Source organism: Shewanella sp. WE21, from assembly GCF_002966515.1.
GTDB lineage: Bacteria > Pseudomonadota > Gammaproteobacteria > Enterobacterales > Shewanellaceae > Shewanella > Shewanella oncorhynchi.
Map to the genome: position 1 here is coordinate 427662 of NZ_CP023019.1, position 12969 is coordinate 440630.

Genomic DNA, 12969 nt, shown 5'->3' on the forward strand with positions numbered 1-12969 from the left:
CTATCCAAGCAAAAGAGATATTTTTCATGAGCAAGACTGTTAAAAACCTCGCTGAGACAGCAGCAATGACGCCAGAAGCCCGTTACGATTACCTCGTTGAACAAGTTAAAGAACACAAAATACTTTGGACATTACAAGATCAAGACGGTTGCGTGATGTTAACCACTGAAGAAGAAGATTGCATCCCAATGTGGCCAACCGAAGAAGCCGCTGATTCTTGGGCTGTGGATGAATGGAGTGATTGCCAAACGTTAGCGATTCCACTCGACGAATTTCACGAAAGATGGGTGCCAGGCATGGAAGATGACGACCTCTTTGTCGCCGTATTCCCAGTATTAGATGATTTAGGTGTGGTAATCCCGCCTTATGAGTTAGATCAAAGATTAGCGCCTAAGCAAAGCCACTAATCGCTATCGCTAAACGAGAATGCCTATGAGCGAGCAAAAATCGGCGATAACGACATCAGAGGCAAGTACAGCCCTGAGTCAGCACTTTCCGAAACGACTCATTGCCCTATTACTAGTGTATGTTGTTGCGTCAGTGAGTGGCTTAATCGCTAAACAAGGGGTGTTATTTTGTCTGCTAACCCTCCTGATGGTGATTGCCATTATCGGTCGGCAAAAAGCAGGGCTTATCATGCTGCGCGGCTACACAGTCGTGCAGCTTGGATTGATTAGCATGCTGCCAGTGATCATGTACGATCCGGGCAACTTAGTGGTAGGTCCAACGACAGTGTATCTAGGTGAATGGCAGGGAAAACTGCCTGACTATGTGATTTTTATCGCTTTGATCGTCTTGTCATTACTGCAAGTTTGGATAGCCTTTGATAAAAAGGTAAAGGCATGGTTTAAGCCTAAGCTTAACCTGAACATCATGAGCTAAGCTCTTGTAGAAAATAAATTTAGCCCAACAAAAAGCCGTCATTGCGACGGCTTTTTTGATCTCACTCCACGCCTAATAAAGATGCAAAGTTAGTCATCATTAAACAGAAAAACTTTTTACACAGAGAAACTGGCACCACAGCCACAAGTTGTGGTTGCGTTAGGGTTTTTCACGAAGAAGCGAGAACCTTCCAGTCCTGAAGTGTAATCCACTTCACCACCGACCAAATATTGTAGGCTCATAGGATCGACAACCAAGAGAACGCCTTGTTTTTCTATCGTAAAATCGCCGTCATTGACCTTTTCATCAAAGGTAAAGCCGTACTGAAATCCAGAACAACCACCACCAGTCACATAGACTCGTAGCTTAAGTGCAGGATTTTGCTCTTCTTCCAGCAAACCTTTCACCTTAGCGGCTGCCGCATCGGTAAATTGGATTGGCATTGCTGTATCAGCTTGATCAGTCATTACTACCTCTTACATCAGTTTTCTGGGGCAAATTATCCTTTACCTGACTGTTTTGTTCAAGTATTACCCGTGGTTCTTTTTCACCCTGTAATAACTCAGGGGCACTATAGACATGTTCGGTCTGCGAATTCTTAGTCCAGCGGCTCGAAGGCACCAGCACTTTGACTTTCACTTGTTGTAAATTAAAGCCTGCAGGAACAGTGACCTTGGTATCTATGACTTGAAAATAGCGAAAATCAAATTCCAACTTAGAACCCGTGAGTTTGTTCACACTCAAGCTAACAGATTTGCCATCTTGCACACCAATGAGCGTCAATTCTGTTCGACCTTGAATAGCTTGCTTACGCTTTTGCAACTGAGTCAACACCAACTTGAGATGATATTCATCGGCCAAAGCGCCCGGCGTCATTTCAAGTCCGTGAATAGCGACGCCTTCAGCATTATCATCCGGGGTCATAATGCTGCGGTAAAACGCCAGCTCATGCTCCAATTCTTTTTGCTTTTTCATTTGCTGGCCAAACATTTCTTGCATTTGGGTATTAGCCTCTCGCTCGACGGACAGCTCTAAATTTCGGGTTGCAAGTAGTTGGGTCTGTGCCTCTAACTCAGCGGTCAAGCGTTGAGTCTTGCTGCTGATATGCTTAACAACAGGCTCATCGCTGCTTAATAGCAGAAAACTTATCCAAGCCCCAAAAAGAATAGAAACTAACACTAAAAGCGATAAATATACTGAAGATGGACGATACTTGAGATCCATCACTTGCAGCCGATCTAGCCAACGATGATAATTTGGCATTAGGTAACAGCCCCTTATATAAAATACAATCAACTCAAGAACGAGTTCGATACAATACAACTCAGGCCAATGTAGTGCAATTAACGATAAATAAAGTCGCTATCCAACATGCCATAGTCACAGCCAAAAAGTATTTAACCAATGAGCTACGTGACCATTTATCTCAAGCCCGCATCAGTGCACAGCTGTGCATACTGGCACTGTTATTTGCTATTTTTGCATCCTGCGTGATCTTACTGTTTCGACTCTTGCTCGTTTGGGCCAATCATTACACCCAAATACAGGCGATGGATTTTACGGGGAACGTCGCCGACTGGCGAGCCCTGTTACCCCTTTTAGGCGCAATATTAATTTGGATAGTGGCGAAGTTAGGCTCCAAACGCTACAAACGTATGGGAATAGCCTATGTGTTACATAGAGTTAAACTGCATTATGGTAAAATCCCCCTACAATCCGCCGCTGTGCAATTTTTTCAAGCACTCTTTGCCCTAGGCACAAATTTCTCAGTTGGCCGTGAAGGTCCTGCCATTCATCTGGGTGCTGTCAGCGCCAGTTTTCTCGCTGAAAAATTCAATCTTCCCGATAATAGCGTACGCATCATGTGTGCCAGTGGGATTGCCGCAGGGATTGCAGCCACTTTTAACGCGCCCTTGGCGGCGGTGATTTTTGTACTCGAAGTGATAGTCCGTGAATATAAAATCCATTACTTTTTCCCGATTATGCTATCAGCAATTTGTGGCGCAGTTTCAAGCCAACTGGTGTTTGGTAATGTGCACGAATTTGACCGTATTCAAGTGATCCACATTCCCTTAGACCATTACCCTATTCTCGCCATTGGCGGCGTGGTATTAGGCTGCGCTGCGGCGCTGTTTAATTACTCACTCTTAAAAGTCACCGCGACGGGCAAAACTGGCCACTGATTTACCGACTATTATTGGCGGGTAGTGTCACCACCCTAATCGGTCTCGTGTTGCCGCAAGCCCTTGGTACTGGCGATCTCGCCATTGGCGAAGCCATTAGCCAACATCCAAGCCTATTGCTGTTAATCGCCCTGTTATTTGCCAAAACCATCGCCACTATTGCGGCGATTGGCTTAGGTATACCCGGTGGTTTGATTGGTCCACTTTATGGTATCGGCGCGCTGCTCGGGGCGATTTTGGCGCTGATCAGCGCTATCTTATTCCCCTCCATCGCCCCTTATGTAGGGCTTTACACTGTAATCGGCATGACAGCCATGATGGGCGTGTGTTTAAGCGCGCCGCTGGCCGCCTTAGTCGCCCTGTTAGAAATGACTAATGACGCCAGCATTATTTTACCGGCAATGTTTGTAACAATTCCGGCTTTTTTAATTGCTTATCAGGGTTTTAAGACCGACTCCATTTTCTTTAAGCAATTAGAAATTATGGGACTAGGTTATAAGGTCGCCCCCGTGAATTTAGCACTGCAGAAAAAAGGCGTGCGAGCCTTAATGGATAAACGCTTTGTTATCGTCAATAACAACGATGAATTGTTACTCGAAGTGCTAAAACGCGCCGAAGGTCGCCCTGTGCTAGTCCGCAATGCCGATGGCATTATCGAAATGCTTAGTCTTGAAATGCAATCCTATGATGACAGTACCACGCTATCACGCCATCCCATGCAAGGGCTAAGCGACAGCACTACGCTCAATGAAGTCTATTCACTATTGTCGCCCAAACGCTGCGGTGAGGTGTTTATCTATCAAGATACACCAGACAATGTGGTTGGGGTGATCAGTTGGTCGAACCTACAACAAGAGATTCGTTCAGGCCAAGCCTAATATCGCTTCAAAACCTGAGGCGGCAGATTAAAAGCTTTGGGCTTCATCGCAAAAATCTAACACAGTGGCAATGTGGCTATTTCGTTGCCCCAGTGCTTCTGCTACAATCGCGCCTCAGCCACCCTACATAACATCAGGGCAGATAAGCGCGATACCGCTGCTTAGAATGCCCCCTAGCAAATTGGAAAACAGGCTGATGAATCAGTTCGAAGGATCCCATATCCTCTCCGTAAACCAGTTAGATCTTGACTCAATCCAAACTATTTTTAATGTCGCTAGCCGCATGATGCCCTATGCACTTCGAGAGAAGCGCAATAATGTGCTCGATGGCGCCATTTTAGGTAACCTGTTTTTCGAACCCAGTACCCGTACCCGCGTGAGTTTTGGTTGTGCCTTTAACTTGCTCGGCGGCCATGTACGTGAAACCACAGGCATGGCTTCATCGTCTTTATCTAAAGGTGAATCCCTGTACGATACGGCGCGGGTGTTATCCACCTATTCTGATGTCATTGCCATGCGCCATCCAGACTCTTACTCGGTCAAAGAGTTTGCTGAAGGCAGCCGCGTCCCAGTGATCAACGGCGGCGATGGTTCGAACGAACATCCGACCCAAGCTCTACTCGATTTATACACTATCCAAAAAGAACTCAAGTGTGCTGGCCGCGGTATCGATGGCATGCACATCGCTATGGTCGGCGACTTAAAATTTGGCCGTACTGTGCATTCTCTGTCGCGCTTACTCTGCATGTATAAGAACATCAGTTTCACACTGATTTCACCCGCTGAATTAGCTATGCCTGATTATGTGATCTCCGACATTGAAAATGCTGGCCATAGCATCAAAATAACCGACCAACTTGAAGGCCATTTAGATCAAGCAGATATTTTGTATCTCACTCGCATTCAAGAAGAACGCTTCCCTTCACAGGAAGAAGCAAATAAGTATCGCGGCAAGTTCCGCTTAAATCGCAGTATTTACACTCAGCATTGCAAATCTAACACTGTCATTATGCATCCGCTTCCAAGGGATTCACGCGCGCAAGCCAATGAGTTAGATAATGATTTGAACAGCCATCCCAATCTCGCCATCTTCAGACAGGCAGATAATGGGCTGTTAATTCGCATGGCTTTGTTTGCATTGACACTCGGCGTTGATAATCAACTCGAAAAATATGAGTGTCCGGTTAATTGGTATTCACGTAAAGCCGATCGCTAATTGGCTACAGACTTTAAGGACTAAACATGACCCGTTCCGAAGCGCTATTTGAACAGGCTAAAAAAACCATCCCCGGCGGCGTTAACTCTCCGGTTCGTGCATTTAATGGTGTAGGCGGTTCGCCCCTGTTTATTGAAAAAGCTAACGGCGCTTATATTTACGATGCCGATGGCAAAGCTTATATCGACTATGTCGGTTCTTGGGGCCCGATGATCCTCGGCCACAACCATCCTAAAATCCGTGCAGCTGTATTAGCAGCGGTGGAAAATGGCTTATCTTTTGGTGCGCCAACTGAGCTTGAAGTGCAAATGGCCGAAAAAGTCATCTCTATGGTGCCTTCTATTGAGCAAGTACGCATGGTGAGTTCAGGTACAGAAGCCACTATGAGTGCTATTCGTTTAGCACGCGGTTTTACCAATCGTGACAAGATCTTAAAATTTGAAGGCTGCTACCACGGCCACGCAGATTGCCTGTTAGTGAAAGCTGGTTCTGGCGCGTTAACGTTAGGTCAACCTAGCTCACCCGGTATTCCTGAAGATTTTGCCAAGCATACCTTAACCGCTGTGTATAACGATTTAGATTCAGTAAGAACCCTGTTCGAGCAGTATCCAACTGAGATTTCTTGCATCATCATCGAGCCTGTTGCTGGCAACATGAACTGCATTCCACCTGTCCCAGGTTTCCTTCAAGGCCTGCGTGATATGTGTGATGAGTTTGGCGCGCTGTTGATTATCGATGAAGTGATGACAGGTTTTCGCGTATCACTAAGTGGCGCTCAAGGTTACTACGGCGTCACACCAGACTTAACCACACTTGGTAAAGTGATTGGTGGCGGTATGCCAGTGGGGGCTTTCGGTGGCCGTAAAGATGTGATGCAATTTATCGCCCCTACGGGTCCGGTTTACCAAGCGGGTACGTTATCGGGTAACCCCATTGCAATGTCAGCGGGTCTGGCACAAATGGAAGCCCTGTGTGAAGAAGGTCTATACGAAGCACTGAGCGCGAAAACCAAACGTATTGCAGAAGGCTTTAAAGCGGCTGCGGATAAGCACGGTATTCCAATGGCAATCAACTATGTTGGTGGCATGTTCGGTTTCTTCTTCACAGAACAACCCGAGATCACTCGTTTCGATCAAGTGACCCAATGCAACATCGAACAGTTCCGTATTTTCTACCACGGCATGCTAGATGAAGGTGTTTACTTAGCGCCAAGTGCCTATGAAGCTGGCTTCCTGTCAATGGCCCATGGCGAAGAAGAGATGCGCTTAACCTTAGAAGCGGCAGATCGCGTATTGGCAAGCATGAAAGCGGCAAGCTAAGCCTAAGCTTTAGTATTTAAGCCGTTTAAACATAACAAAGGGACGCCAATGCGTCCCTTTGCTTTTATTCGATTTAGTTAGCTTTGTGTCGCTTTAATAACATTCAGACTTTTTAGAACCTAAAGCCGATTTAAATATTATCGCAGCCACCATGAATTGTAAGGTCAAGTGGATATGCTCAATAACGTGCTAAGGCCAACCCATCACGCCCAGCGCAATAAGTTGCTTACCACAATACGTTAACCAAACGAGTGAGCCTAAAAGCAAAAGACTCCAGATAACAAATCTCATTTTCCTCTACTTCAAAAACACAATATCCAGTATTGATACCCAAACAAGCTCAAGACGCAGAATTCTGCAGGACTGAGTGCTAAGAGCACTCTACTTCCGAGTGGCACTCATTCAAAAGACAAGCATTAAAAATGCCTGCCTACATAGGCATGACAATTCAGGAATATCGACCTGAATAAAAATTAATTGAAGAATATGCAAACTAACTGCTTAGACTTTAATCGTAGATCTCACTTTTAACGCGGTAATCAAATCAAACAATACAGTTAATAACGCTGCAATAATCACAATAACCAATATATAAAACTAATTAGCAACCAAAAAGCATGAGATGGACATCACAAAGAAGCATTAAATTGAGTTGCAGCTAACAGTTGCGTTCTCTAGCCCATTATGTTCTGATCCGCACGCGCTAACACGGCTAGCTTAATTTAGCCTTGATATGCCCAATCTTTAGGTTGACTCAAGTCGCCCTACGACATCAAAACAGCAGTTGGAATTGCAGTTATGTTAAATACCTTTCTCATCTTACTGGCCGTGCTCGCATTGCTCAGTATTATTTTCGAAGAAGTGACCCACCTTAATAAAGCAAAAACCACCTTATTCTTTGGTTGTATCTCTTGGGTAGCGCTGTTTATGGCTGCAGGGGAACCGGCTAATGAGAAAATCGTTGCCCATCAGCTCAATGAAAATTTGCTCGAGATTGCCACACTTTGGCTCTTTCTGATGTCGACCATGACCTTCGTAGCATATTTGAATGCTAAGGGTATGATCCAAATCATGGTGCAAAAGCTGTTTCCGCAGAAAGTATCAGTGCGTATGTTAATGATCCAAGTCGCCCTATTTGCACTCGTGCTCTCAGCATTTTGTGATAACGTCACCGCGACTTTAGTGTCTTTAGGTTTATTAACCACCTTTAAACTCGACAAGCAAATGCGCCGTAGAATGGCAGTGTTGATTATCTTCGCGGTGAACTCAGGCGGTGTAGCCCTGATCACCGGTGATGTGACGACACTGATGATCTTCTTAGCTGGACATGTGCATATGTCTGAACTGCTGATGTTATTTATTCCATCGGCCGTGAGCGTGATTTTACTGGCAACCCTGTTCTCACTCAAAGCCGAAGGTGTTGTGAGCACGACGCCAATCAAACATACTTATCAAACCGTTGATGTATTGATTGCCCTCGTCTTCTTCTGCACCATTTTAATGACCATGCTACTCAACATATTGTTTGGTATCCCGCCAGTGTTAACCTTCTTAACGGGTCTATCAATTATGTTCCTGATTGGCCATACCACGCGCAGTGATAAAGAAGAAATCAAGATCCTAGAGTATATTCGCCAAGTTGAATACGACACCCTGTTGTTCTTCTTAGGTATTTTACTGCTCGTTGGTATGCTTAAAGAAATTGGCACCTTAGACATGTTGACTGAAGCTTATACTCAGTTTAATCCAAACATCTCTAACTTCGTCACTGGTATGGGCTCAGCCTTAATTGATAACGTACCGCTAACGGCGGCATTGTTAAAAGCCAATCCAGTACTGAGTACTCCTGAATGGCTTGGCTTGACTTACAGCGTCGGAGTCGGTGGTTCACTGCTGATTATCGGTTCAGCATCAGGTATTGTAGCCATGAGTAAAGTGAAAGAACTGACTTTTGTGAGTTACTTGAAATATGTTCCTGCACTTTTCCTCTGCTACAGCGTCGGTTACGCACTGACCCTATTCTTAGCCAACAGACTGTTTGATTAAGTTGAGATTGGCTAAGATCAAAAAAGGCGCCTAGTGCGCCTTTTTTATCAACTACTTATTCATTGTTATCACAAATAACCGCTAGCATGACTTATCGTAATACCTAATTAGATTGCGGGCACCTTAAACTGGGTTCCTTGAATATCTAACACTATGTCCCTTGGACGAATAGAGATGATTTTCAGCTTACCAGCAATCATATCCCCTTCTTGTAACTCTGCACCGTCTACATTCAGCCATCTCTGGGCAGGGTCGCTGGAATAAACATGAGCAACGATATTAAATTCAGGCACTTGCAATTGCAGACCTGCAGGTAATTGGCCGTATTTCGGAATTTCATCCGCAGCAGTTTTAGGAATAGGATCTAATTTAGCTTCAGTGACATTCGTCTCTGCAGCATTAACATATTCCACATCCTTTAATGCATTTTGAAAGGAAGCCACTAACTTATCTTCATCGCGACTTTTATTGGTCTCTAAACCGACATCTTCCGCCGCGGCACTAACTTGCTGACGCAGGGCTTCAAGACTCGCTAGACCCGACTCATTGGCATTAGCACCTAACATCATAGGCTGCTGTGCTTGCGTCTCTGCTGGCACAACCGCTTCCTGACTTGCCGCATCGACTTGGGCTGACGTCGACATATAATCTGCGTAGCTTGAATCACTAAAACCCGAATTGCTATCACTTTGAGCCGGCATACCAACAGAATTGGTCGTTATATTCGCGCTAGCATTCATTTGAGGCGCATTTGATACTACAGTCTCAGCCTGAAATTGCGGCGATACCGTTAGCTCGGGTAAAGTCTGCGTCCGAGGAAGCGCCACTTTCCCAGCAAGCCGAACACCTGAAGCAGCACTGGGCTCAACTTGGAGCTCAGAGGCAGATCCTACCGCGGTAGACTGAAGCTCATTTTTAATCCCAGTCGAAGGTGGCAATGATGAAATTGATGGCAGTACATTAGCCACTGCCACAGTATCACTATGGGGAAGTCGAGTTTTATTCCAAACGCTTAATCCCCAAGCCACACCAATTCCAGCGGCAACTGCAACGACTAATAAAGACAGTTTTCCTATCGGCACACCCGATTTACGTGGCTGTGGATAATTCGCCCTTGGCGTCATCACAGCATCAGGTAACGGTGATTGTTGCTGTTGTTTATTGCGGGTTACGGCATCGAGTAAAATGGACATCAGCTGCGCGCCCCATCATCAGTTAACCGTGGGCCTTGCAGACTTAAATACAAATTTAATCTCACTAATGTTTGATTCCCTGCAATACCATCGGCTTTTAATCCATGCTGACTTTGGAAGGTTTTAAGATCATTTTCCAATTGCACATCAAATTGATTAACCCGACGGGGGCTACGACCATTCACATGGGCTAACGCATTCTCTAACCACTGTAATTGACCAGGACTCGATTTTTGACTGATATCCATCATAGGCAAATTAGGTGCTTGCCATAATATTTCGAAGGTGCCACTGAAATGTTGATTAAACCAAGCTCTATCAACCCAAAGTTGCTGCTCACCCAGTTGCATCAGTAATTGTTCCCCCTCTACCGCAAGCACTGCACCATAAAAATCTTGTTGCTTGTCATCAACCAAATACACGACAGCCGGATAATTAAGCCGAGTCAGTGACATCCAATTACCCTGCTGTTGATAGCAAGCTAATCCTTGCTCAACCGCCGATTGGCAAGCCGTCAAGCCTTTATAGGGCACTTTGCCCCACACGCTAAATAAACCTGCAAAAGCAGTATCAATATTGCGACTCTGATTAATCGCCTCGTTTAACAGACGCTGATTGGGATCGGGAATGGAAGTCTGACCGCTTGGTTGATTAGTCGGTTTTACTGACTTATCAGCGATGTATTCCCCGCCTAAGGTTTGAGCATTTAATGACGCCACATTAGTTGGCACAGACTCAGAAACCAAATTGGACGCTGGTACCGTATTGACTGACTTATCAGTAAATAACCAATAAGACACACCAAACGCAACACATAACGCCGCAGCAGTTGCTGTCGGCCACAGATATCTATTTTGAGTCGGTTCTTCTTCACCTAATACTTCAGCCGCAGCTTGCCGCACCATATGATGATCTATGGGCACCCGTGATTGCGCATAGCCTGCCATCAGTGAACGTTCACATAAAAGGTTAATTAATCGAGGGATGCCGCCACTGTATTTTTGCAAAACGTTAACAGCTTTACGGGTGAATAAAGGCTCAAACCGCCCTGCCACTTGCAAACGATGCAGCACATAGAGGGCGATTTCATCTTCATTGAGCGGCAATAAATGATAACGAGCTGTGATCCGCTGGGCTAACTGACGCAATTCTTGGCGCTTCAATAACAGCTGTAATTCCGGCTGACCGATTAAAATCACCTGCAGTAACTTCTTAGTGTCCGTCTCCAAATTAGTCAGAAGACGCAATTGCTCCAGCACCTCAGGACGTAAATGCTGTGCTTCATCGATAATGAGCACGGTATTACGACCTTTGCTGTGATTCGCCAATAAAAAACGGCTCAAGTGATCAGTCAATTGCTTGAGTGTAGGATTATCGCCGTAGGAAATCTTAAGTTCATCACAAAGCGTTGCGAGTAATTCAAGCTCAGTTAACGACGGATTAAGGATAAAAGCAGTATCGGTATTGTCGGGCAATTGCCCAAGTAAACAGCGAGATACTGTTGTTTTACCCGTACCGACTTCCCCTGTTAACAACACAAAGCCGCCCGTTTCCCCTAACCCATAGGTTAAATGGGCTAACGCCTCTCTGTGCCTATCACTCAGAAATAAATAATGGGGATTGGGTGCAATTGAAAAAGGGTTATCGCTGAGTCCGTAAAAGGCCTTGTACATACCACCAATCATCCTAATTTAAAAATAACGCCCCACGTTAAAGCGTCCCAATGTTATTGTCAAAATATCTGCAACATCAATGTGACAGATAAGTGCGCAAATATCTCGCAACGACTTTATCCATCATCTTAATGAGCGTGATAAGCTATGTTCATGACACATTAGCCGAATCTTGCCTGTGAAAATATATCTCGTCGGCGGTGCTGTACGTGACAGCCTGCTCAATCTTCCCATTAAAGATAAAGATTACCTCGTCGTTGGAGCAACACCAGAACAAATGCTGCAACAGGGTTACCGCCAAGTGGGTAAAGATTTCCCCGTATTTCTACACCCCAAAAATCAACAAGAATATGCTTTAGCCCGAACCGAACGAAAAATTGGTCTGGGTTATGGTGGTTTTAGCTGCCACGCCAGCCCAGATGTGACTTTAGAGCAAGATTTGTTGCGCCGAGATCTAACCATCAATGCGATCGCCCAAGATGAAAAGGGCAACTTATATGATCCTTTTAATGGTATTGAGGATATTAACGCGCGCCTGTTACGCCATGTGTCGGATGCTTTCGTTGAAGATCCACTGCGAGTGTTACGCGTCGCCCGCTTTGCCGCAAGGTTTCATGCCTTAGGATTTCAAATTGCCGCAGAAACCCTGGCACTGATGCGTCAAATTAGCGCAAGCGATGAGCTTAGCGCTTTAACGGCGGAGCGAGTTTGGCAAGAAGTTGATAAAAGTTTAGGCGGACCTCACCCAGAGGTCTTTTTTGAGGTACTTCACCAATGTGGCGCACTCGAAGTCCTATTCCCTGAAATTCACGCCTTATTTGGCATACCTCAACCTGAAAAATGGCATCCTGAAATAGATACTGGCGTGCATACCTTAATGGTGCTCGCTCAAGCCGCACTGCTCACTAGAGATAAAAGCGTTCGGTTTGCCGCCCTAGTACATGATTTGGGCAAAGCACTGAGCCCAAAAGAGCATTTACCAAAGCATCACGGCCACGGCCAGAAAGGCTTGCCACTCATAAAAGCACTCTGTACCCGTTTACGAGTACCGAATGAGGCACGCGATCTGGCGTTGCTCGTCAGCGACCAACATCAGAACGTCCATCAGGCATTCGAGCTCAGAGCCGAAACTATCGTTAAAATATTCGATAAAGCTGACTTTTGGCGTAAACCAGAGCGCTTAACGCAACTTATATTAGCTTGCACCGCAGATATGCGTGGCCGCACAGGATTTGAAAACATCCCATATCCTCAGGGAGAGTATTTAACTCAGTGCTTCACTGTCGCCAATAATGTCGATATTGCCGCCATCATAGCCACTGGTTTCCAAGGCGCAGAGATAAAACAAGCCTTAAATTTACATCGAGTTGAAGCCGTCAGTCAGTTTAAACAAAAAATGCAAACAAAACTGCCGATGGACAACCAGTAGTTTGTAAAGGATTTGTAAGTCGTGCATCACTGCATGGTGAATAATGCCCCTTTTTACGATTAGAAATGTCGATATCACATAGAAAAAAAGCTTTTAAAAAAAATTTATATGCCTATAGTGGTTAAACACATTAATATTCGTAGCAAATTA

Annotated in this window: 10 protein-coding genes and 1 pseudogene; 7 read left to right on the forward strand and 4 right to left on the reverse strand. The window is 45.2% G+C overall.

Translation table 11 applies throughout. The features are described from left to right. Positions 1-26 precede the first annotated feature (26 nt). Both CKQ84_RS01745 and CKQ84_RS01750 read left to right on the forward strand, forming a co-directional pair. A complete protein-coding gene (locus CKQ84_RS01745) occupies positions 27-407 on the forward strand; it encodes a DUF2750 domain-containing protein (protein ID WP_028760853.1) in 381 nt (126 codons plus the stop codon). 25 nt (positions 408-432) lie between these two features. Further along, positions 433-882, forward strand: a complete 450-nt coding sequence (locus CKQ84_RS01750) for a hypothetical protein (RefSeq protein ID WP_173913135.1) — start codon at positions 433-435, stop codon at positions 880-882. A 116-nt stretch (positions 883-998) separates the two neighbouring features. Here CKQ84_RS01750 and erpA read toward each other — a convergent pair whose 3' ends face one another. Next, positions 999-1349, reverse strand: a complete 351-nt coding sequence (gene erpA / locus CKQ84_RS01755; protein WP_006080742.1) for an iron-sulfur cluster insertion protein ErpA — start codon at positions 1347-1349, stop codon at positions 999-1001. After that, positions 1342-2145, reverse strand: a complete 804-nt coding sequence (locus CKQ84_RS01760) for a DUF6776 family protein (RefSeq protein ID WP_105249880.1) — start codon at positions 2143-2145, stop codon at positions 1342-1344. The genes erpA and CKQ84_RS01760 overlap by 8 nt, the downstream gene beginning before the upstream one ends. Before the next feature lie 74 nt (positions 2146-2219). On the opposite strand from CKQ84_RS01760, the pseudogene CKQ84_RS01765 reads away from it, so the two are divergent. The 4 genes and pseudogenes from CKQ84_RS01765 (at position 2220) to nhaD (ending at position 8524) form a co-directional block, all read left to right on the forward strand. After that, positions 2220-3943: pseudogene (locus tag CKQ84_RS01765) on the forward strand (chloride channel protein). A gap of 196 nt (positions 3944-4139) precedes the next feature. Beyond that, entirely contained in the window at positions 4140-5159 is a 1020-nt protein-coding gene (locus CKQ84_RS01770) for an aspartate carbamoyltransferase (RefSeq protein ID WP_105249881.1), read from the forward strand. 26 nt (positions 5160-5185) lie between these two features. Next, positions 5186-6478, forward strand: a complete 1293-nt coding sequence (hemL, locus tag CKQ84_RS01775; protein ID WP_105249882.1) for a glutamate-1-semialdehyde 2,1-aminomutase — start codon at positions 5186-5188, stop codon at positions 6476-6478. A gap of 798 nt (positions 6479-7276) precedes the next feature. Next, positions 7277-8524, forward strand: a complete 1248-nt coding sequence (gene nhaD / locus CKQ84_RS01785; protein ID WP_028760859.1) for a sodium:proton antiporter NhaD — start codon at positions 7277-7279, stop codon at positions 8522-8524. 107 nt (positions 8525-8631) lie between these two features. Here nhaD and CKQ84_RS01790 read toward each other — a convergent pair whose 3' ends face one another. After that, on the reverse strand, positions 8632-9717 hold the full coding sequence (locus CKQ84_RS01790; RefSeq protein WP_105249883.1) for a general secretion pathway protein GspB: 1086 nt from the start codon (positions 9715-9717) through the stop codon (positions 8632-8634). Next, the gene (locus CKQ84_RS01795) at positions 9717-11390 is read right to left on the reverse strand and encodes an ExeA family protein (protein WP_105249884.1); all 1674 of its coding nucleotides are present in this window, start codon (positions 11388-11390) and stop codon (positions 9717-9719) included. The genes CKQ84_RS01790 and CKQ84_RS01795 overlap by 1 nt, the downstream gene beginning before the upstream one ends. Before the next feature lie 178 nt (positions 11391-11568). Between CKQ84_RS01795 and CKQ84_RS01800 the strand changes: the two genes are divergently transcribed. Then, positions 11569-12819, forward strand: a complete 1251-nt coding sequence (locus CKQ84_RS01800) for a multifunctional CCA addition/repair protein (RefSeq protein ID WP_105249885.1) — start codon at positions 11569-11571, stop codon at positions 12817-12819. The last annotated feature ends 150 nt before the right edge of the window (positions 12820-12969 follow it).